General features: G+C 53.2%; 18 protein-coding genes and 1 other RNA gene. 3 read left to right on the forward strand and 16 right to left on the reverse strand.

What is annotated here, in order from left to right:
- Positions 1–31 precede the first annotated feature (31 nt).
- The 16 genes from AACZ19_RS03990 to AACZ19_RS04065 all read right to left on the reverse strand — a co-directional run bounded on the left by AACZ19_RS03990 (position 32) and on the right by AACZ19_RS04065 (position 17,567).
- Positions 32–1,888: a cation:proton antiporter gene (locus AACZ19_RS03990; RefSeq protein ID WP_339631348.1), complete on the reverse strand. Its 1,857-nt coding sequence runs from the start codon at positions 1,886–1,888 to the stop codon at positions 32–34.
- A 66-nt stretch (positions 1,889–1,954) separates the two neighbouring features.
- Positions 1,955–2,336: RNase P RNA component class A (gene rnpB, locus AACZ19_RS03995), an RNA gene on the reverse strand.
- A 27-nt stretch (positions 2,337–2,363) separates the two neighbouring features.
- A complete protein-coding gene (locus AACZ19_RS04000) occupies positions 2,364–3,116 on the reverse strand; it encodes an N-acetylmuramoyl-L-alanine amidase (RefSeq protein WP_339631350.1) in 753 nt (250 codons plus the stop codon).
- Positions 3,106–3,987, reverse strand: a complete 882-nt coding sequence (locus tag AACZ19_RS04005) for a DMT family transporter (protein WP_339631352.1) — start codon at positions 3,985–3,987, stop codon at positions 3,106–3,108. Before AACZ19_RS04005 ends, AACZ19_RS04000 begins: the two co-directional genes overlap by 11 nt.
- 15 nt (positions 3,988–4,002) lie before the next feature.
- A complete protein-coding gene (locus tag AACZ19_RS04010) occupies positions 4,003–4,743 on the reverse strand; it encodes a TerB family tellurite resistance protein (RefSeq protein WP_339631354.1) in 741 nt (246 codons plus the stop codon).
- 94 nt (positions 4,744–4,837) lie between these two features.
- Positions 4,838–4,993: a cbb3-type cytochrome oxidase assembly protein CcoS gene (gene ccoS / locus AACZ19_RS04015; RefSeq protein ID WP_339631355.1), complete on the reverse strand. Its 156-nt coding sequence runs from the start codon at positions 4,991–4,993 to the stop codon at positions 4,838–4,840.
- A complete protein-coding gene (locus AACZ19_RS04020) occupies positions 4,990–7,275 on the reverse strand; it encodes a heavy metal translocating P-type ATPase (RefSeq protein WP_339631356.1) in 2,286 nt (761 codons plus the stop codon). The genes ccoS and AACZ19_RS04020 overlap by 4 nt, the downstream gene beginning before the upstream one ends.
- Positions 7,276–7,298: 23 nt before the next feature.
- Positions 7,299–7,796 (reverse strand): FixH family protein, encoded by a 498-nt coding sequence (locus AACZ19_RS04025; RefSeq protein WP_339631357.1) that lies wholly within the window; start codon positions 7,794–7,796, stop codon positions 7,299–7,301.
- Positions 7,793–9,253 (reverse strand): cytochrome c oxidase accessory protein CcoG, encoded by a 1,461-nt coding sequence (gene ccoG, locus AACZ19_RS04030; protein ID WP_339631359.1) that lies wholly within the window; start codon positions 9,251–9,253, stop codon positions 7,793–7,795. Before ccoG ends, AACZ19_RS04025 begins: the two co-directional genes overlap by 4 nt.
- 34 nt (positions 9,254–9,287) lie before the next feature.
- The gene (gene ccoP / locus AACZ19_RS04035) at positions 9,288–10,157 is read right to left on the reverse strand and encodes a cytochrome-c oxidase, cbb3-type subunit III (protein WP_339631361.1); all 870 of its coding nucleotides are present in this window, start codon (positions 10,155–10,157) and stop codon (positions 9,288–9,290) included.
- Position 10,158: 1 nt separating this feature from the next.
- A complete protein-coding gene (locus tag AACZ19_RS04040) occupies positions 10,159–10,308 on the reverse strand; it encodes a cbb3-type cytochrome c oxidase subunit 3 (protein ID WP_293961468.1) in 150 nt (49 codons plus the stop codon).
- An 11-nt stretch (positions 10,309–10,319) separates the two neighbouring features.
- Complete coding sequence (gene ccoO, locus AACZ19_RS04045) at positions 10,320–11,045, reverse strand: cytochrome-c oxidase, cbb3-type subunit II (RefSeq protein WP_339631365.1); 726 nt, start codon at positions 11,043–11,045, stop codon at positions 10,320–10,322.
- Positions 11,046–11,050: 5 nt separating this feature from the next.
- Positions 11,051–12,679 (reverse strand): cytochrome-c oxidase, cbb3-type subunit I, encoded by a 1,629-nt coding sequence (gene ccoN / locus AACZ19_RS04050; RefSeq protein WP_339631366.1) that lies wholly within the window; start codon positions 12,677–12,679, stop codon positions 11,051–11,053.
- 220 nt (positions 12,680–12,899) lie between these two features.
- Positions 12,900–13,682, reverse strand: coding sequence for a helix-turn-helix domain-containing protein (locus AACZ19_RS04055; protein WP_339631368.1), 783 nt, complete (start codon positions 13,680–13,682; stop codon positions 12,900–12,902).
- 262 nt (positions 13,683–13,944) lie between these two features.
- The gene (locus tag AACZ19_RS04060) at positions 13,945–15,732 is read right to left on the reverse strand and encodes an acyl-CoA dehydrogenase family protein (RefSeq protein ID WP_339631370.1); all 1,788 of its coding nucleotides are present in this window, start codon (positions 15,730–15,732) and stop codon (positions 13,945–13,947) included.
- 47 nt (positions 15,733–15,779) lie between these two features.
- Complete coding sequence (locus AACZ19_RS04065; RefSeq protein ID WP_339631372.1) at positions 15,780–17,567, reverse strand: acyl-CoA dehydrogenase family protein; 1,788 nt, start codon at positions 17,565–17,567, stop codon at positions 15,780–15,782.
- 124 nt (positions 17,568–17,691) lie between these two features.
- Between AACZ19_RS04065 and AACZ19_RS04070 the strand changes: the two genes are divergently transcribed.
- From AACZ19_RS04070 to AACZ19_RS04080, 3 genes are read left to right on the forward strand one after another with little or no spacing between them, the layout of a single operon-like run.
- Positions 17,692–18,579 (forward strand): LysR substrate-binding domain-containing protein, encoded by an 888-nt coding sequence (locus AACZ19_RS04070; protein WP_339631374.1) that lies wholly within the window; start codon positions 17,692–17,694, stop codon positions 18,577–18,579.
- A 55-nt stretch (positions 18,580–18,634) separates the two neighbouring features.
- The gene (locus AACZ19_RS04075) at positions 18,635–20,122 is read left to right on the forward strand and encodes a helicase HerA-like domain-containing protein (RefSeq protein WP_339631376.1); all 1,488 of its coding nucleotides are present in this window, start codon (positions 18,635–18,637) and stop codon (positions 20,120–20,122) included.
- A gap of 50 nt (positions 20,123–20,172) precedes the next feature.
- Positions 20,173–20,817 carry an MBL fold metallo-hydrolase gene (locus tag AACZ19_RS04080; RefSeq protein WP_339631378.1) on the forward strand — a complete coding sequence of 215 codons (645 nt, stop codon included), beginning with the start codon at positions 20,173–20,175 and terminating at the stop codon, positions 20,815–20,817.

Here is a 20,817-nt window from a genome sequence, read left to right on the forward strand (position 1 = left end):
AGTTAACGGGAGAAAACCTCATGAAAGAGCCCTATTTCAGGATTTCCGTTCTCTCATGATGGCGCCCATGAAGCTCTTCCTGCTCCCGCCGATAATCGGACAGCGCCCCGTCCATCGTCCGGACAATAATCTCTTCCAATGTGCGGGCTGTATTGATGCGGCCCATATACACATAGTCCGCTCCGCTGCTATACACCTCCTGAGCAGAACTAAGTTCCTCGGCATTGGCTATAACGACCGCATCTTTGTTTATCCGGCGGATAACTTCCACCAGCTCCTTGTTGTTGGTGCCGCGAAGAATATCGTCGGGAATTGTGGAGACCACGACCTTTGCTTTGCCAACGCCGGCATGGAGCAGGATTTCATCATTCGACAAATCACCATACCGCACCGACGCCCCCAGCTTGCGAATAGCCGGATGGAGATGAACATTGAAATCGATGACCAGAATACGGGGCAGAAGGTCGGGATTGTTTTTCGCGATATCATGAAGAAGGGAGGACGCCACCCGATGGAAACCCAACAACACCAAGTCAAATTCCCGTTCCGTATCAACAGCCCCTTCCTCCGGCTCGCGAAAACCGATGGCCTGCAAATAGGGGGCCATCCAGGCATGGATTCTGTAGGCATGCTTATAGAGGGTTGGGGTGAGCAGCGCTGTAATGATAAAGGCAAAAATAATTGCGCTGGCAAATTCATTCGAGATATGGCCGTACTGCGTTCCCAGATAGGAGATAACGAGGCCAAACTCCGAAATTTGCGCAAGCCGGATGGATGCAACTTCAGCATGACGCTGATCTCCGCCGGTGAAATACATCAGCGGAAAGAAAATAATCTGGCGACTTAAAAGGGCGAAAAATGTGAGCGCTACGGCAATCAGGATAACCTCTATCCCGTCAATCGGCGGTACGCTCATCCCGAGCCCGACAAAGAAAAGTGTAATGAAGAAATCCCTGACAATCCCCACTTTCGCAACGATCTCACGGCTATAGGGAAGCGTCGCAACAGTAAGTCCGGCAATCAGCGCGCTCATGCCCGTGGCGACGGACATATGCTTGCCCTCTCCAAAGACATAGTCACCGACATATTCAAACCCACGCCCGATAAATACAATGGCGAAGCACCAGCCAAGCGCTCCCACCAGCATCATCTGCGGCTCCTTTGAAAGCCAGCGAAATACCAGCGGGACAAGGCTTTTCGCCAGCGAATAGGAGACAATCGCCAGCAACGCAATCGCCAGCATCGTATAAAGGACCGGCGCCAGCTCCGGCGCGGCAAAGGAGGGCTGCAGGATGATCACGATAATGGCCCAGAAATCCTGAAACACCAGAAGGCCGAGGGCGATACGCCCCGGCTCCGTATCGAGTTCATATTTTTCCTGGAAAAGCTTGATCACCAGCAGGGTCGATGACCCGGCAATGAACAGGCCAAAATAAAGCGCATCATACGTATCGCCAACAGTCGATAGCCCAAACCAGGCCAGGGCCTTGCCTGCGAGAATTCCGAATAACACCGTCAGAGGATATTGCAGCAAACCGGTTGCGATAATCATCTTGCCGCTTCGCAGCATTCGACGCAGATCAATTTCCATCCCGATCATGAACAGGAGCAGGATAAACCCAAGCTCGGAGATGGTTTCAATATTTTCCGGTTGCGTGATCAGCTTGATGCCGATCGGGCCAATAAGAATTCCGCAAACGAGAAACGCCGCAATACTTGGAATTTTGACACGTACAAAGAGAATGGCAAGAATACTGGCAACAAAGATGCTGATACCAATATCATAAACGAGGGACGGCATATCTGTACCGGCCGCCAACGCAGGTGATGCTAAGCCGGGCAGCAGAACTGCTCCCATCCCAAGACCAACCACCCGCAAAAAAACCATTTCATTTCCTACCGTGAGAAGACGCTCAATTTAATCTATCATTTTACTGCACTTGGCGGCAGAAAATAAGGCAGATGGCCTGTAAGCCGGGTTCTGTTCCTGTTACCAGGTGATGATCATTCATCTAGGATGCCTGTTGCCAGGCACCTCAAGCAACCAACCCGGATGATAGCCCGGAAAACCGGCCTGCGCACGGGTTACCCCTGCGCTGATCATCCCTATTTGGTTTTGCTCCCGATGGGGTTTACCATGCCGCCCCTGTTGCCAGTGGCGCGGTGCGCTTTTACCGCACCCTTTCACCCTTACCCGGAAAAACCGGGCGGTTTCCTTTCTGTGGCACTTTCCCTAGGGTCGCCCCCGCCGGCCATTAACCGGCATCGCATTTCCGTGGAGCCCGGACTTTCCTCCCCTCACCTCATGGGCGAGCGGCGATCATCCAGCCATCTGCAGAAATGTAACTAAGCGCGGTGATGCATCAAGTCAAGCGGCGAACCTCTGCAAGAACGGCATAAATGATGCCTTGCGTCTCCGGATCCGCTACTCCGTCCACCCGCGCTGCACGCCAATGCCGCTGGAAAGCGCGAAGGATATTTTCAAGCGACCGATCAAACAGGCTCGTCAGCGTTGTCCCGTAGCCGATTTCCCGAAGCGCCTGCTGTAACTCTAAAACCTCCGCTTCGTTTGCGCCGACGGAGATCACCTTGTCACTAGGCGGAATGGCGGCACTCTCCTCAAACCAAAGCCCCACACCCACATCAGAAAGGGCGCGCCAGTCAAAAAGCTCTCCCGGATCCTCTTTCCGGTCCGGGGCAACGTCCGAATGTCCGACAACATTTCGCGGCGAGATTTCATGACGCGCAACAATATCAACGGATAGGGCCTTGACCGCCTCCATCTGCATTTTCGGAAAAGGCCTGTACCCGAATTCATGGCCGGGATTGACGATTTCAACCCCAATGGAGCGAGCATTGATATTGCTCTTTCCGCGCCAGCTAGAGACACCCGCGTGCCAAGCGCGCTGCTCTTCCCGGACAAGAGCCGTGATCTTGCCATCCTCTTCGACGAAATAGTGGGCACTGACTTTCGTCTTCTCATCGGTCAGACGGCTAAGCGCCTCCTCTGCCGTTTGCATGCCGGTGTAGTGGAGGACCAGCATGTCGATAGGAGTGTCGGCTTCGCGCTCATCGAAGTTGGGTGACGGCCGCCAAGCAATATTCTCAAGCGGCATTTGACTCCTCTTTGGACTTCTTCTTCCCAGACCGGAGCGTAATAACTGTCACACCGCTCATGACCATCGCCCCACCGATCATCAGTTCGGTCGTTAGTATATCACCCCAAAACACGATTCCCAGAATTACGGCAAACACCGGCACTAACAAAAAATAAGGGGAAATGGTGCTCACGGGATACCGCCGTATCAGATAATTTGTAAGGCCGTGACCAACGACTGTCGCGCCGATGGCGGAAAAGGCCACAGCACTCCATTGCTCCCAACCGGCCGTCTGTACAGCCATAAAATGTCCATCCTCAACCAGAAATGAAATGATATACAGCGGGACGACACCGATTGCCGCCGTCCAGAACGTCAGGTTAAGTGCACCAATACCGGGCATAGTCCGGACAATCACCATATTCAGTGAGACGAGGAAAGACGCAATAACGACCAGTGTGGGTGAGAGCAAATTTGCAAAAATAATCGGATCAAACCCGATAACCATGACACCGCAAAAAGCCAGAGCAATCGCTGTCCAGCGGCGCCACCCAATTTTTTCCTTCAGAAAAATCATTGCCAGAAGAGCAGAAAACGGCACGAACGTCTGATTGATAATAGCGACAGAGGAAATATCCGGGGACAGGGACAGCCCCCAGAACATGAGAGTGAAATGGAACACCCCCATGATCAGGCCGACAAGGATCATCTTCCGCCAATAGCCGTGAGGCAACGTGATGAAGGGAACCATGATAAAAATGACAATTGTGAACCGGATTGCCGTAAACAATATCGGCGAGAAAACTTCCATACCGATCTTTGCCGCCAGGAAATTAGATGCCCACAACATGTTTATCAACAAGATGAGGGCAAGATCTTTATTGCTCAATATATGTTCCGATTCTTAAAGACCGCGTATCTTGGCTATCTGGTCATACGCCGCGTTTATTTTGGCGAGTTTGTCATTGGCGACATCGACAAACTCCTGCGGCAAACCTTCCGCCATTACCTTATCAGGATGATTTTCACGGATTAGTCTTCTATAAGCCTGTTTAAGCTCCGCATCCGAGATGTCTGCCGAGACACCCAAAATCTGGTAAGGATCCGCTTCCCCATCCTTGGCGTGATAGCTTCGAATACGGGCATAGGCAGCTTCATTAAAACCAAAGATCGACGCGACATTCTGAAGATATATATCCTCAGCCGGATGAAGAACGCCGTCGGCCATCGCAATTGCAAACAAGCCGTGTAGCAGGTCTTCCATCAGATGTGGCGTATCGCGGAACATTCTCTCGACTTGGGCTGCATATTCTTCATAGCCCGCCGTATCCTGCCGCGCCATGTTGAAGACACGCCCGACATTCTTTTCCTCATTCGGAGGAATGCGGAAAACCTGCTTGAAAACCTTGACTTCCTCGCGAGTGACAACACCATCCGCTTTGGCCATCTTCGCCCCGAGCGCGATGACGGCAATGGTAAATGCAACCTGCTTGACCTGATGTCCGCCAATGCCCTCATCAATCTCCGTAGATGTTTCTCGGTACTTATCAACAGCATGTCCTGCGAGACCGCCAACCAGGGCACCAAGCGGCCCCCCAACCAGAAGTCCGGCTGCTCCGCCGAGAATTTTACCCCAAATTGCCATAATGAAATACGCTGTCCGGATTTTGCAAAGAAGGATACAGTATCAGGACAGTTTTAAAATCGCCAGCTTTCCGCTACACGGATTTCATATATCTTTATCGAAGGTCTTCGTCCTCATCATCAATGAGAATTCTGTTGGCGGCACCGTCCAGGTCTTCATACTGACCACTTTTCAGGCTCCAGAGAAAGGCGGCGAGACCGAGGCCACCGAGAAACAACGCCACCGGGATGAGGTAAATCAAGACATTCATGACGAAATAATGCCTCGCTCAAGGCGGAGCCTCAGAGAGTTCAGGCAAACGATCAGGGAAGAGGCAGACATGGCAACAGCCGCAATCAGCGGCGTCACAATCCCCGCCACTGCAAGCGGAATGGCAATTGCGTTATAAAGAAACGCAAGAGAGAAGTTTTGTAAAATCAGCCTCCGCGCCGCTTTGGCAACATATATCGTTTCCGGTACTGCCTGAAGATCCCGTCCCTGAAAAACAAAATCCGCAGCGGTCTGGCTGATGTCGGCAGCGCTTGCCGGAGAAAGCGAGACATGAGCCGCCGCCAGCGCCGGGGCGTCATTCAACCCATCACCGACCATCAGGGGCTTATGTCCGGCAGCAATAAGTGACTTAAGCCGATTGACCTTGTCTTCCGGCTTTTGTTGTGCGCGCCAGTATTCTATGCCAAGCGCTGTTGCGAGTTCCTCAACAACCTCGGCACGGTCACCGGAAAGAATTTCTATTGCGTACCCTTGTGATTTCAGCTTCTCGATAGCCGCCTGCGCGCCGGGACGCAAACGATCCTTGAAACGGAACTGGATGGCCTCGCCCTGCCCGACCCGCAACCAGAGTTCAGGGCCAACAGTAAAGTCCGTATTCTCAACCTCCACTACCGAGCAAAATTCCCGACTGCCGAGACGGACTTCCTCACCTGCACAAACGGCTTTCAGGCCAAGCCCGGGGCATTCTGTAACCGCCAGATACTCACTGCCCGGAGTTCCAACGCGCGCGACAGCCATCGCAAGCGGGTGACGGCTGTTGCGCGCAAGTCGGGCTGCGAGATGAAGGGCCTCATTCGGAATTTCATCCCGATTAATGAGGTCAAGGCGCCCTTCCGTCAAAGTCCCCGTCTTGTCAAAGACAATCACATCGATCTCCGCCAGACGCTCGAGGCCATCGGCGGCCTTGACCAGTATTCCCTTCAACAAAAGACGCCCGCTGGCGACTACCTGTACAACCGGCACTGCAAGGCCCAGCGCACAAGGGCACGTTATGATAAGCACTGCAACGGCCTGCATCAACGCGACCTGCCAACTTCCGGCAAAGAACCACCAGCCCGCAAATGTAACGGCAGCAAGAATATGCACAGCCGGAGCGTAGTATCCGGCAATCCGGTCGGCTAGGCGGACATATTTCGCGCGTCCCTGCTCGGCGGATTCCATCAGGCGCACTATATCGCCAAGTAATGTATTATCGCCGGTCTTGGTGGCCCTGACTTCCAAAGGCGCGCTAAGATTTAGGGTGCCCGCGAAAACGTCATCCCCTGCGTTGACAGTACTTGGCAGACTTTCCCCCGTTATAAGGCTGACGTCCAGGTCCGACTGCCCTGCCTCAACGACACCATCAACGGGCAATCTGTCGCCAGTCATGACCTGAACAAGGGAACCTGGAGTAACCGCCTCTACCGATACTGTCTTGCGGCTGCCGCCCGGCAGGATAAGGGTCGCAGCGACCGCTTTTAGCATCACCAGCCGTTCCGCCGCAGATCGCGCCTTGCTCCGGGCCGCGCTGTCCAGGTAGCGGCCGATAAGAAGGAAGAACAACAGCGTGACAGAGGCGTCAAAATATACATGCATCCCGCTCTGGATCGTCTCCGCCAGACTCATTCCGGACGCGAGGATGACAGCGAGAGAGATGGGCACATCCATATTGACATGACCCGCCTTGAGCGCGCCGATTGCGGACTTGAAGAATGGCTGGCCTGCATATGCCACGGCTGGCAACGCAATCATGGCCGAAATCCAGTGCAGAAAATCCCGGGTTGCCGGTCCCATATCCTCGGAAAAAAGACCGGCCCAGACCGACACGGAAAGCAGCATGACATTGGCGGCGGCAAAGCCCGCGACGGCAAGTGCCCGCAGCAATCTTGTATTTTCTTCCGCCGATGCGGATTTGATCATTTCCGGGTTATAGGGCGTCAAAGGATAGCCTAGCGTAATCACAGGCCTGACGAGTTCACCGACCTCGACCTCATCCGGCCGCCAACGCAGAAACAGGCGCCGGGTTGAAAAATTCACCCGCGCCTCGAGAACCGCATCATTTGACTTCAAGGTTTTTTCGATCGTTTTGATGCAGTTTGCGCAATGCATATTCTCGACCAGCATATGCAGCATCAAATTGCCGTCCTGATCTGCCTCGACGAAGGCTGAGGGATCGGCGCTGACAAAATCGGAATAGTCGGCTCCAGTCGTGGATGCCGCCGCCAGCGCCATCACACCACCAGAGCAACAGCCAGCTCCCAAGTCATGGGATCGGTCTGTCATCAGGTCTCTTCGTTTCTCAAGGGCTATTTCAGCCATAACCTCTTATCCAACCGATAGGGTTCTTCATATCCGCCGCCATAGGCCAGAATGGACACATCCCATTGTCCCGGCCCGCCGAGAGTTAAATCAGCGATATAGTCTTCCCCACCATACAGCAAAGACGCTTCCTGGTCAGTGCTGTCGACGACAGGGCGTCGAATGGTCGCAACGATACGCAAATCTTCAAGCGCCTTGCCGTCTTTATCGCGGATATCCAATGTCAGCGTGCCTTGCGACGCACCGGTTTGCATGAAATTGATCTCGGAATGCCAGTTGCGCGCCAGCTGGCGGGTATGATGATCGATTTCCTGATTGTAGGAGAGACCACGCTTATAGGCATCTTTTTCGCTCACACCCGAGAAACTCCCCAACGCAAAATAAACAAAAACACCATTAACGGCGAACATGAGCCCGAAAAAGGCGGCAAGCATTATTGCCACGTGACGGCCCGTCAATCTCTTGCCTTCAATGCTTGTGCTCATTTGTCCGGCCCCTTGAAGCTGGTTTCCTGGACATCCCGCTCCGTCCCTTCAGTGTCAGTGACAATAACATCTATATCCGTACTTTTCTCCTCAAGGTTATCCACCGGCGCCGACACATACAGTTTATAGCTGGATAGGGCGTCCGCTGGCACTGTCACCAACAGCGGCCGGTCACTCTCTCCGGAGACTTCAAGCCAGGCTGTCATGCCTTCTATCCCCTCAACCTCAATTCGGAACTGTCGTGTTTCATGGACCTTGTTGAGGATCTTAACCGTATAGCCGTTACGGATAGATCCATCAGACAGCGTCACAAATAATGGATTGCGATCCCGGATGACATTCACATCCAGCACGGAGCGGTTCAACAGAGTAAACAACATAATCGCACCGACCAACGTCAGGATGGCGCCATAGGCGATTGTACGGGGCCGAATAAACCGCAATTTCAGTTTACGCTCGGGATTACTGTCAAACTGTCCTTCATGGGTATCATAGCTAATCAGACCACGCGGCAGGTTGACCTTGTCCATCACATCATTGCAAGCATCGATACAAAGCGCGCAGGTAATGCATTCAAGCTGCAATCCGTCCCGGATATCGATGCCCATCGGGCATACGGCAACACATTGATTGCAATCGATGCAATGGCCGCGTCCTTCCCAAGGTTCATTTTTCTTATGCGGTCCCCGAGGTTCCCCGCGAGCACCATGGTAGGTGACAGTCAGTGTATCCTCATCAACCATGGCGCCTTGAATACGCGGCCAGGGGCACATGTATGTGCAGACCTGTTCCCGCATTAATCCGCCAAAAACATAGGTCGTCGCCGTCAACAGGGCGATACTGGAATAGGCAATAACAGGCGCTTCTAGGGTGAAAAGTTCCCTCAGCAGGGTCGGCGCATCGGCGAAATAGAATACCCAGGCACCGCCAGTGAGAACGCCGATAACGATCCAGATACTGTGTTTCAAGACACGCTTAGACAGCTTTCCGACTGACATTGGTGCCTTGTCGAGCTTGAGACGGGCATTCCTGTCTCCTTCAACCATCCGTTCAACGAAAATAAAAAGGTCGGTCCAGACGGTTTGCGGGCAGGAATAGCCGCACCATGCACGACCGAACAGCGACGTCACCAAAAACAGGGATATTGCCGCCAGAATGAGCAGGCCGGTGATGTAATAAATTTCCTGGGGCCAGAGCTCAATAAAGAAAAAATAGAAGCGCTCCCGGGCCAAATCGACAAGCACGGCCTGATCCGGCCCGCTCTCTCCCCGATCCCAGCGAATCCATGGCGTGATATAATAAATCGCCAGGGTTACACCCATGATAACCCATTTCAGGCGACGAAAAGACCCACGCGCTTTTTTCGGCTGGATCTTTTCCCGCTTGGCGAAAAGTGACCGGTTTTCTTTTTTATTGACGGGGCGAACGTCAACATTCTCAACGGAGCTATCAACCACAACCTTTACTCCAGAATGGACAGGTTAAACAGATTTACTCCCCGCCCCCGAGAGAGTGTACATACAAAGCCAATTGACGGATTGTCGCATCGTCCAGCCGATCCACCCAAGCTGGCATGACATTATTCCGGCCCCTGGAAATGGTGCGAAGAATTGTATCCTTGTCCTTGCCATAGAACCAAATGGCGTCCGTCAGGTTCGGCGCACCGAATTCCCTGTTCCCCTTCGCATTTTCCCCATGACATGACGCACAATTTTCCTGAAAGACGACCTCACCGCGCGCAACGGCCTCGCTGTCTTCCCGAGTATCCGAGAGAGAAAGCACATATTCTGTCACATCGTTGATTTGCGATCTGTCCAGCATTTCATTGGTCAGAAACGCCGGCATTTCACCTACACGCGTGTCATCGTGATCGGACCGAATTCCATATTTAACTGTCTCATAAATCTGGTCGACACTACCACCCCAGAGCCAATCATCATCATTGAGGTTCGGGAAGCCCGGCGCCCCTGCCGCACCCGAGCCATGACACTGCGAACAGTTCACGGCAAAAGCCGACTTTCCGCCGCGCAGGGCAAACTGATATAGCTGCTCGTTGTTTCTGACATCTTCAAGTTCCGTCGTAACGAGAGCCGCACGATCACTTGCCTGAGCCTCGGTCGCTTCCGCCAGCTCCTGCTCCAACGCGCCTCTTGAGGAATATCCCAGAAAGCCTTCAGTATAGCTGCTGACCAACGGCCAGGCCGGCATGACAATCCAGTAACCGATCGACCATATTATGGTGCCATACATCGTCCACAGCCACCAGCGCGGCATCGGCGTGTCCAGTTCCTTGATGCCATCCCATTCATGTCCGGTGGTTTCCGTGCCGGTGACTTCGTCTTTTTCAACTTCCTTGGACATCTTAATCTTCCTCAAGCGGGATCTGTGCGGCCTTGTCAAATTTTTCCTTGTTTTTCGGCCATAGCGCATAGATCAGGACCGCGATAAACAAGCCAAATAGGTAGAGAAGGCCGTAACTTTGGGCAAAGGCTGAAACGTCATGATAATCCATGATCTCTCCTCCTAACGTTTATTGGCATCCACGTCGTAGGACGTGAAATCAACAAGTGTTCCCATCATCTGAAGATAGGCGATCAACGCATCAAGTTCGGACAGCATTGCCGGATTACCGTCAAAATCCCGCACTTGCGCCTTCGGATAACGCTCCAGGAAAGCATCGATCTCTTCCGCTTCAGGATCGACCTGCATTCTCAGATCCAGCTCGGCGTTGGCAATCATGTCTTCCGTATAGGGAACGCCAACCAAACCATTGGTCTCCAGATTCCCGGTAATATTTGATATTTCCAGCTGCGTTTTCGCCAGGAATGGGTACCCCGGCATAACAGATTCCGGCACGACGTCGCGCGGGTTATTCAAATGGGTAACATGCCATTCATCCGAATAACGGCCGCCCACTCTGGCAAGATCCGGACCCGTTCGTTTCGATCCCCATTGAAAAGGATGATCATACATGCTTTCTGCCGCCAACGAATAATGGCCATATCTTTCCGCCTCGTCGCGAAGCGGGCGCACCATCTGGCTATGGCAATTGTAGCAGCCCTCACGGATATAGATATCCCGCCCCGCCAGTTCCAGCGGGCTATAGGGGCGCATGCCTTTCACCTTTTCAATTGTACTTTCCAAGTAGAAAAGAGGCGCGATCTCAATCAGGCCCCCGATGGAGACCACGATCAGGACAAGGACAAGCATCAGGATCGAGTTTTTCTCAACAATTTTATGTTTCAGCATCTTCCTTACCTCGCTCCCGCATATTCAAGGTTCGGGACCAACCTGCCCTCTTCCTTAACACGAACATCTCCGCGAGCGGACCGCCATAGATTATAAACCATAATCAGCGCTCCTATCAGGAAGAGAACGCCCCCTATCGCCCGAATGACGTAGAAAGGATGCATCGCCTCGACTGTTTCACTAAAGGAATATTCCAGGAACCCGAAGGCGTCATATGCCCGCCACATAAGACCCTGAAGTATTCCGGATACCCACATTGCAGTGATATATAAAAGGATCCCGACCGTTGAAATCCAGAAATGTAGGTTGACCAGCGCATCTGAATAGAGCGATTTGCGCTTCCATAATACCGGCACCATGAAGTAAAGCGCGCCGAAGCTGATATAGGCCACCCAGCCAAGAGCCCCTGAATGCACATGGCCGATGGTCCAGTCCGTATAATGGCTAAGCGCATTGACCGCCTTGATCGACATCAGCGGGCCTTCAAATGTACTCATTCCGTAGAAGGCGACAGATGTTACAAGGAAACGAACGACCGGGTCGGTTCGAAGCTTGTCCCATGCGCCGGACAAAGTCATCAAGCCGTTGATCATTCCACCCCAGGACGGCATCCACAGCATGATCGAGAACGTCATGCCAAGCGTTTGCGCCCAATCCGGCAGCGCGGTATAATGCAAATGATGAGGACCCGCCCAAATATACAGGAATATCAGCGACCAGAAATGGATAATAGACAGGCGATAAGAGTAAACAGGCCGATTAACCCGCTTCGGGATATAGTAATACATAATCCCGAGGAAACCCGCCGTCAGGAAGAAGCCGACGGCATTATGTCCGTACCACCATTGGGTTAGCGCGCTTTGGACGCCGGCAAACAGGGAGTAGCTCTTGACCCCTGCGAAGCTGACCGGCACAGAGAGATTGTTCACGACATGCAGCATTGCGATTGTCACGATGAATGCAAGATAGAACCAGTTTGCGACATAAATATGCTTTTCCTGACGCCGCCACAGGGTCGCCAGGAAAACGAGCAGATAGACGACCCAGACAAGGGTCAGCCAGATATCCACATACCATTCCGGTTCCGCATATTCTTTCGATTGCGTGACACCAAGAACATATCCGGTGGCCGCCAATACTATGAAAAGCTGGTATCCCCAGAAAACAAACCAGGGCGCAATATCACCAGCCAGCCGGGCACGGCAGGTCCGCTGCACGACGTGAAAGGATGTCATTATCAAGATATTTCCGCCGAAAGCAAAGATGACGGCAGAGGTATGCAGCGGGCGCAGCCTACCGAAATTTGTCCAGGGCAGATCGAAATTCAGAACCGGAAAGGCCAACTGCAAGGCGATAACAAGACCGACCGCAAATCCTACAATACCCCAGAAAGCGGACGCGATAACACCGGCTTTCAGAATCTCTGTATTGTAATTAACGCTGCCATTTCCATTTATCAGGCTGGGGGCGCTGGCATTCCGGTAATGCCGCGCGATCAGAGCAAAGGCGCTTAAAACGCTGGCAAAGGAAAACAGCATGCCATGCAGCATCATATTCGGGTCAACGGCCTTGGCCGACAGGATGATCCCCGTCAATGCGCCGACAATCGTAAATGCGAGCCATAACAAATTCATATCCAGGTTCCGTCTTTAGACTTAGATACCAGGAGTGAGCGTACAACTAGCCGCAACCTACATGTCACAGTGCCTGAGCGCACTCCCCCTCAAACTGCAAACTATTAGAAATTGCTATCACGGGCATTGATTTAAATCAACGCCTCAATGGTTTGCGGATTGAAGGCCTGAAAGACATAACCTACACAGAAAGTAGTGTATAACGCTTTTCCTCTGACACTCATTTCTCACCTTCAGAAATCCGTCTCAGATGGGCGGGATCCCTGATCACAATGCAATGAGAATTCGGCACAAAAAGTAGTCCCTTATTCTTGAGCTTCGTAATTGTACGACTGACAGTTTCAATCGTGAGGCCCAGAAAATCAGCTATATCGCTTCTTCCCATCGTCAGTTTGATCAAAACTTGCTTCTCAGCGCATCTTTCAAGCTTGTCCATCCGGCCAACGAGAAAAGACGCAATTTTTTCCATTGGTGTTTTTCGCCCCAGCAGAACAGCATGATGCCGCAATTCGCACAGCTCTTCCTGCGTCTTGGTGGCGATGGAGGCATACATGGCGGGGACATCATCCGAGTATTTTTCCATAATATTAACGGGAATTTGGCATACTACTGTGTCACACACCGCTTCTGCATCTGATTGGTAGGAACCTTTTCTATGTTCGCCCAGCAAATCGCCCGCAGATTTAAACGCCGTTAGCTGGCGACGCCCGTCTCCCAGCAGATTTGCGAGCCGCACTTCCCCCGATACGACTGTATAGAGATAGTTTGCCTTTTCAGATTCCCGGTAAACAGATTTCCCTGCCTTGACCAGTCGCGTATGAATATTTCGGGAAAAACCCTCCATCTCTTCATCATTTAACCCGGCGCAGACTGCCTTGCTGCGAACCCCACAAGAAGAGCATGGCGAGGCAAGCGCAATATTTCGATCCGGTCGATCAAAGCAGAATATCTGCGCACCGCATTCCGACGGCACTGCATCGCGCGCTTTCAAGGAATCAAACATTTCCGACGTGCTCCTTCTCAAGGGTTAACAAACTCACTCCTTGATTACATTATTGGGCGTTTGCTTTCTCCTCTCCATGCGGTCAGATGACGCAGGTTTGAAAACTACAGAAAAAATTGGTAAAAATTCAAACGCACATATGACTAATCGGCAGTTTTTAAAGGTTTATCTAAAAAAAATCCCCGGCAGCGACATATTGCCACGGCCGGGGAGTGCTCTCGATTTCGCATTTATTCTTATTATTGTCTGGTGCTAATCGATCCTAGATTCGCAAGAGGTCCGCCGCGACATCCAGCGGAACCGGCTTATCATCAAGAAGACAGTTTCCGGCTTCAATTTCAAAGCGTCCATCGCTATTGCTGAGCGGGTCATGAGGCTTCAGCCGTGTGTCCATCACCAAGCGGGACAGCAACATCCGTCGGGCATCCCCGCCCGCTTTGCCAAGCGCTTCCCCCTCTGTTGCGAGCAGGGTAGCCGTAGTGACATGGTAAAGCGCATCGGCTGCCTGGCGCGCCTGGGTTTCGTTTCCGCTCGCCGCGATATCCTCAGCAAACGTTTTGGCACGATCCACAAGGCCGGAAAGCTCGCCCGCGAATTGACCGGGAAGGTTCTTTGCGTCCTGTAGCCGCTCTTTAAGGTCATCCGCGAGGCTTTCATGCGCCCCAACACTGGCGATGGCCCGGGTTGTAATATCCAGCGCGTTAATGTTCGACGTTCCTTCCCAGAGAAGGCCCGTATGGGCATCCCGGACAAGGCGGGAGTTAACCCAATCCTCGATAAAGCCGTTCCCGCCCCGTACTTCCAGCGCGCCGGTCGCCACGGTTACATTATCCCGACAGGCGCGGAATTTCACCAGAGGCGTCAAAATCCGGTTGAGCTTCTCCGCATCCTTATCACCGCTCTCCGCCTTGTGAAGTATGGATGCAACATGCATGACCATGGAAAGTGCCTGTTCCGTCGGCACCATGAGTTTCAACAACTGCCGCCGTAGAAGCGGCTTGTTAATAATCGGTTCGCCAAAGACATCGCGGGATTTTGAAGAGACCATGGCCTCATTCAGGCAGCGCCGCATCATGCCCGCCGCCCTCACACCGTGAGATAAGCGAGACATACTCACCTGATCCATCATCTGGCGAAGCCCGGGGTTCCGCTTTGCCCCGACATCGCCAAACGGATAGCAAAGCGCACCATCGAAAATAATCTCGCCCGATGCCATGGACTTCGTTCCCATTTTGTCTTTCAGGCGAACAATGCGATAGTTATTCCGCTCCCCGTCATCGAGATGCCGGGGCACAGCAAAAATCGCGAGGCCGGAATTCCCCTCTGGCGCTCCTTCAGGCCGAGCCAGCACCAGACAGACTTCCGCATCCGCGCAGGAACAGAACCACTTGTCACCATACAGACGCCATTCGCCATTTTCCTCCCGCGCTGTCACGGCCAGATTGGCCACCTCTGAGCCACCGATCTTCTCGGTCATGAACTGCCCGCCCATAAATATTTCATCCATATCCTGGCTTTGCATCCTGGCGAGATATTTGTCCTTCGCGACTTCCGGACCATAGCGCTCGAGCAGCATGGCGGAGGTATCCGTCACGGAAATCGGGCACATCAAGCCAAATTCGGACTGGGTGAAGAGATACTGAAAGACATATTTCGCCATGGGCGGGATTTTCTCGGGCCAGCCATGTACGCCTGCCTTACGCGACATACAATGTATCCCGAAATCCCCGTAGCCGATTTTCTCCATTTCCCGATAGGCCGGATGAAACTCGATCCAGTCCCGGTTGCGCCCACGTGCATCTCGTGGATGCAATACCGGCGCATGGCGATCGCAGAGCCGCGCCAGATCGTCGAGGCGGTTACCTGCGATTTCTCCCAATCGCTGATATACTGGCGTCATATGCTGACGAAGGTCTTCAGGCAGATACAGGGTCAGCAGGTCCTTCAGGCTATTATCAATTTCAAAAAAATTCAGGCCGTGGCAATCCTGGGCAAGCCAGTCTTCAAGCTGGCGCTCGTCCCTTTTCTTGATGTTGAGGTTCATATTCATGATCAATTCTCCCGCTGGGGCCCTGCTATTATTCAGATTGCAGATGTCTAAAGGGTTAGGATACGGCTCGCCTCTTCCAGGCTGACCGGCGCATCGCTCAACAACGCATCCGTCGCCGTATCATCAAATGCGCTACCGTCAATCGACAATGGATTGGGAGCAACAAGCTTATGGTCCACAATCATACGTGACAAGAGCAATCGTCTTGCATCCCGTCCAGCGGCGCCAAGTTCCGCCCCCTCATTCGCCATCAGGGTCGCCGTTGTAACATGATAAAGCGCACTGGCTGCCTTGCGGGCATGGGTTTCCTTGCCCTGGCGTGCAACATCTTCGGCGAATTTGACTGTCTGATCAACAAGCCCTTTTAATTGCCCCGCATATTGGCCAGGAAGGGCGTCATTTGCCTCAATCTGCCGGGCGAGGTCTTCCGCAAGATCCTCATGCGCTCCGGAACGAGCTATAGCTCGGGTCGTCACGTCGAGGGAATTGATATTTGAGGTTCCTTCCCATAGGACCCCGAGATGCGCGTCCCTGACAAGGCGGGGATTCACCCAATCCTCGATATATCCGTTGCCGCCGCGCACTTCCATCGCACCGGTTGCAACACGGATGTTATCACGGGCCGTCCGGAATTTCAGAAGCGGGGTCAGGATCCGGGTGCGTTTTGCGGCCGCCTCGTCTCCTGCCTCGCCTTTTGCAAGGTTGACCGCTACATACATGAACATGGACAGCGCCTGCTCCGTCGGGACCATCAGCTTCATGAGCTGCCGTCGCAGCAGCGGCTTATCGATGATTGTTTCCCCAAAGGCTTTACGGTAATTGGCAACCGTCAAGGCCTCGTTCAGGCAGCGACGCATCATTGCAGCCCCCCTCACACCATGAGAAAGGCGGGAGAAATTGACCTGATCCATCATCAGCTTAAGGCCCTGGTTCGGATGGGCGCCCACCTTACCAAGCGGATAAGCAACCGCGCCTTCAAAGATGATTTCGCCTGACGCCATGGATTTCGTCCCAAGCTTGTCCTTCAGCCGGACAATCCGGTAGGGATTCCGGCTGCCGTCATCCAGAGTGCGGGGCATGGCAAATAGCGCAAGCCCACTGTTACCCTCCGGTGCTCCTTCCGGACGCGCCAATAACAGGGCGACATCCCCATCCGCACAGGAACAGAACCATTTTTCGCCGTAAAGTCTCCAGTTACCCTCTTCAAAACGGGCTTGCAGTTCGATATTCGAAACATCGGAACCGCCAGTCTTCTCGGTCATGAACTGGGCGCCCTTCAGGATTTTATCCATATCCTGACTGAACATCCGCTCCAGAAGCTTCTCTTTGGTCGAGTCATCCGCGTATCGCTCTATGAGCATTGCAGAGGTTTCAGTCGCTGAAATCGGGCAAAGCTGGCCGAACTCAGACTGACCGAAAAGGTACTGGAAAACATATTTGCCTAGCGGCGGGACTTTGCCGGACCAGCCGAAAACACCTTCCCGATGGGACATCCGGTGAAAACCGAAATCCTTGAAGGCCACATCCTCCATCTTGCGGTATGATGGGTGAAACTCGATCCAGTCCTCATTGCGTCCCCGGGCATCCCGCGCATGCAGAACCGGCTTATGACGATCTGCATCACGGGACCAGTCATCCAGTTGGTTGCCAGAAAGTTCCCCAAGCTTGCGATAGTGCGGTTCAAGATGCTGACGCAGATCATCCGGCATGTAGCAATGGAGCAGGTCCTGTAGCCCTGTATCAATCTCATAGAAATTGAGGCCGTGGCAGTCCGGCGCGATATAGTCAGAAAGCTCCTGTGGCTTGAATTCCTGCTTGTTATGTAAAAATGTCATATCAACCCCGCACGTTCCCTTGGCCGTTTGTTTATGGCCCTATAATGCGCATTACAAAGACCATGGACAATCGATAATTCAGCATAGTATAATTGATAAATTATCAATCAAGATTGCGAGATAAATGCTGCATATTCCCTCTACATCTGGCCTCAGGGCGTTTGAAGCTGCCTGTCGTTATTTGAGCTTCAATCAAGCAGCGGAGGAACTTGGCGTCACGCCGGGGGCCGTAAGCCGCCAGATTCAGACGCTGGAACAATATCTCGGAAAGACGTTGTTCCACCGCCACCACAAGCGGATTGAACTCACAGCAGTAGGACGGCAATATCTCGCGGAAATTACCTTGCCGCTGGAGAGAATCGCGGCGGCATCCGCCCGCCTTCGAAGCGAAACGCGTCGCAACGCGGTATCCATCTGCGCCTACCCGACATTCGCGTTGCGCTGGCTTATTCCACGCTGGGCGGATCTGTACGAACATCATCCGGATATCGATGTCCAATTGATCACATCGCTCAACCCCGCGGACTTTGAGCGCGATGATTTCGACCTTTCCATCCAGGTATTGCCGGAAGGAACGACACAGACCGGCATGCGGATCGATAAACTGCTTGAAGTTGACACCTATCCGGTCTGCAGCCCGGATATGGCCCAAAGATTTAAACAACCCGAAGATCTTAAAAAGGCCGTCTTCCTGCATGAAAGCCCGCGCCCGACAGACTGGCCTCGCTGGCTTGCCGAAGCCGGGATTCATGATATTGATTCAAATCAGGGACTTCATTTCGAGAGCGCCAACATGGCTTTGCATGCAGCAGAAAACGGCTTGGGCGTCGCCATCGGGATTGACGGTCTTGTTCGCGAAGCGATAAACGGGGGCCAGCTCGTGAAGCTGTTCGATGTGGTCCGTCGATCCCGCGCTCCCTTTCAGATTGTCTCAGCAGCGCGAAAATCCACTCGCCCGAAGCTTGTCGCTGTCAGAGAATGGATGCTTGAGGCCGCAGGACAACCAGTATAAAATTTTCTAATGCCTGAATGGCCCACCTTCCACCGGATTGAGGATTTTCGCGATCATGACCTGTTTGACAAACGATGGAATTTTCCTCGGCAAGAGCGACGATGGATTGGGTGAAAATCAATATCTGCCGCTTAAATGGGGGAACCGGCACGGCCTTGTTGCCGGCGCAACAGGCACCGGAAAGACCGTCACCTTGCAGGTTCTTACGGAAGGCTTTTCAAATGCAGGCGTTCCGGTCTTTCTAGCCGATGCTAAAGGAGACCTCTCCGGCCTGTCCCGTATATCCGATAAGCAGGACTTCCTGACCAAGCGGGCGGGCGCAATTGGTTTTACAGACGAGTATGAGGGCATTGCCTTTCCGGCCGTATTCTGGGATTTGTTCGGAGAGCAGGGCCATCCCGTCCGGACGACCATCTCCGAAATCGGCCCCTTGCTGCTCTCCCGCATGCTGGAACTGAACGATACCCAGGAAGGCGTCATGAATATTGCGTTCCGGGTGGCGGATGAACAGGGCCTTCTATTGCTCGACCTCAAAGATCTACGCGCGCTTCTGGGAGTGGTGAATGAACAGAGAGCCGAAATATCGGCGATTTACGGGAACGTCTCGCCGCAATCGGTTGGCGCGATCCAGCGGGCACTGCTCCGCCTCGAAGATCAGGGCGCGGACAGGTTCTTTGGCGAACCGGCCCTGGATTTGCAGGATTTCATGCGCACCGACAAAGACGGCCGCGGCATGGTAAATATCCTTGCCGCCGACAAGCTGATGAATTCACCGAGGCTCTATGGTACATTCCTGCTCTGGATGTTGTCCGAATTGTTCGAGGAACTGCCGGAAGCCGGCGATCCGGATCGCCCCAAGCTCGTCTTTTTCTTTGATGAGGCCCATCTTCTCTTTGACGACGCCCCGAAAGCATTGCTGGAAAAGGTTGAACAGGTCGTTCGCCTCATCCGTTCCAAAGGGGTTGGTATATTTTTTGTCACCCAAAGCCCGGACGATATTCCGGAGTCCGTGCTGGGCCAGCTTGGAAATCGGATCCAGCATGCCCTTCGCGCCTTTACCCCGAAGCAGCAAAAGGCGATCCGCCTGGCATCGCAAACCTACCGCCCTAATCCTGCATTTGATGTCGAAGATGTCATCACCACTCTCGGCGTGGGAGAGGCGCTGATCTCCACATTGGAGAACAAGGGCGAACCATCGATTGTGGAGCGGACGCTGATCCGGCCTCCGTCGTCCAAACTCGGACCGATCACCAAAACGGCGCGTAAAAGCATCCTGACGAACAGTGATCTGGCCGATAAATATGATGAGACGATAGATAACCAGTCCGCCTATGAAATTCTGCAGGAACGTGCGGAGAAAGCAGCGAGAGCCGCCGCCGCCAAACAGCAGGAAAGCACACCGGAGCCAAAACGAAAATCCTCTAACCGCCAGAGTGTCGGCGAGGCCGCCATCAAGTCATTGACCCGCGCCGTTAGTTCATCCCTCGGTCGCACCATTGCCAAAGCGCTTCTTCGTGGTATTCTCGGCGTCTTGAAACGCTGACATCACAGATTACGAACAAAGGACGGGGCGACTCAACGCTCCGATATTTTATGAAAGCCATAATCATTCCCGTCACCCCGTTTGCGCAGAATTGCAGCCTGATCTGGTGTGAGGAAACCATGAAAGGCGCGGTAACCGATCCGGGCGGCGACCTCGATAGCATTGTTGAAGCTGCCGAGAAGCAAGGGGTGACGATTGAGAAAATTCTCATTACCCATGGCCATCTTGATCACGCAGGCGGGACGAAGGAATTGCATGACAGGCTGAATGTGCCGATCGAAGGGCCCCATAAAGACGATAAATTCTGGATTGACCAGCTGCCGACCCAGTGCGCCCGCTACGGCTTTCCGGAATCCTTCGCCTTCACGCCGGACCGCTGGCTGGAAGATGGCGATATGGTCACTGTTGGCAATGAGGAATTTCTGGTTGTCCACTGTCCTGGCCATACACCCGGGCATGTGGTCTTCGTGAACTTAAAAGAACGGGTCGCCATTGTTGGTGACGTCCTGTTTCAGGGCTCCATCGGCCGGACAGACTTTCCGCGCGGCAATCACGAAGACCTGCTGCATTCCATCCGCGAAAAACTCTGGCCGCTTGGTGATGATATTACTTTCATTCCAGGGCATGGAAACCTCTCGACCTTCGGGCAGGAGCGCGCAACCAATCCTTTCGTCGCTGACATGAACTTCGGCTGA

It is taken from the genome of uncultured Sneathiella sp. (genome assembly GCF_963973085.1).
In the GTDB taxonomy this organism is placed as follows: Bacteria; Pseudomonadota; Alphaproteobacteria; order Sneathiellales; family Sneathiellaceae; genus Sneathiella.

Coding starts and splice junctions, on each gene's coding strand:
- AACZ19_RS03990 (WP_339631348.1), bottom strand. CDS start 1,888: ATGGTTTTTTTGCGGGTGGTTGGTCTTGGGATGGGAGCAGTTCTGCTG.
- AACZ19_RS04000 (WP_339631350.1), bottom strand. CDS start 3,116: ATGCCGCTTGAGAATATTGCTTGGCGGCCGTCACCCAACTTCGATGAG.
- AACZ19_RS04010 (WP_339631354.1), bottom strand. CDS start 4,743: ATGGCAATTTGGGGTAAAATTCTCGGCGGAGCAGCCGGACTTCTGGTT.
- ccoS (WP_339631355.1), bottom strand. CDS start 4,993: ATGAATGTCTTGATTTACCTCATCCCGGTGGCGTTGTTTCTCGGTGGC.
- AACZ19_RS04020 (WP_339631356.1), bottom strand. CDS start 7,275: ATGACAGACCGATCCCATGACTTGGGAGCTGGCTGTTGCTCTGGTGGT.
- AACZ19_RS04025 (WP_339631357.1), bottom strand. CDS start 7,796: ATGAGCACAAGCATTGAAGGCAAGAGATTGACGGGCCGTCACGTGGCA.
- ccoP (WP_339631361.1), bottom strand. CDS start 10,157: ATGTCCAAGGAAGTTGAAAAAGACGAAGTCACCGGCACGGAAACCACC.
- AACZ19_RS04040 (WP_293961468.1), bottom strand. CDS start 10,308: ATGGATTATCATGACGTTTCAGCCTTTGCCCAAAGTTACGGCCTTCTC.
- ccoO (WP_339631365.1), bottom strand. CDS start 11,045: ATGCTGAAACATAAAATTGTTGAGAAAAACTCGATCCTGATGCTTGTC.
- ccoN (WP_339631366.1), bottom strand. CDS start 12,679: ATGAATTTGTTATGGCTCGCATTTACGATTGTCGGCGCATTGACGGGG.
- AACZ19_RS04055 (WP_339631368.1), bottom strand. CDS start 13,682: ATGTTTGATTCCTTGAAAGCGCGCGATGCAGTGCCGTCGGAATGCGGT.
- AACZ19_RS04060 (WP_339631370.1), bottom strand. CDS start 15,732: ATGAATATGAACCTCAACATCAAGAAAAGGGACGAGCGCCAGCTTGAA.
- AACZ19_RS04065 (WP_339631372.1), bottom strand. CDS start 17,567: ATGACATTTTTACATAACAAGCAGGAATTCAAGCCACAGGAGCTTTCT.
- AACZ19_RS04070 (WP_339631374.1), top strand. CDS start 17,692: ATGCTGCATATTCCCTCTACATCTGGCCTCAGGGCGTTTGAAGCTGCC.
- AACZ19_RS04075 (WP_339631376.1), top strand. CDS start 18,635: ATGACCTGTTTGACAAACGATGGAATTTTCCTCGGCAAGAGCGACGAT.
- AACZ19_RS04080 (WP_339631378.1), top strand. CDS start 20,173: ATGAAAGCCATAATCATTCCCGTCACCCCGTTTGCGCAGAATTGCAGC.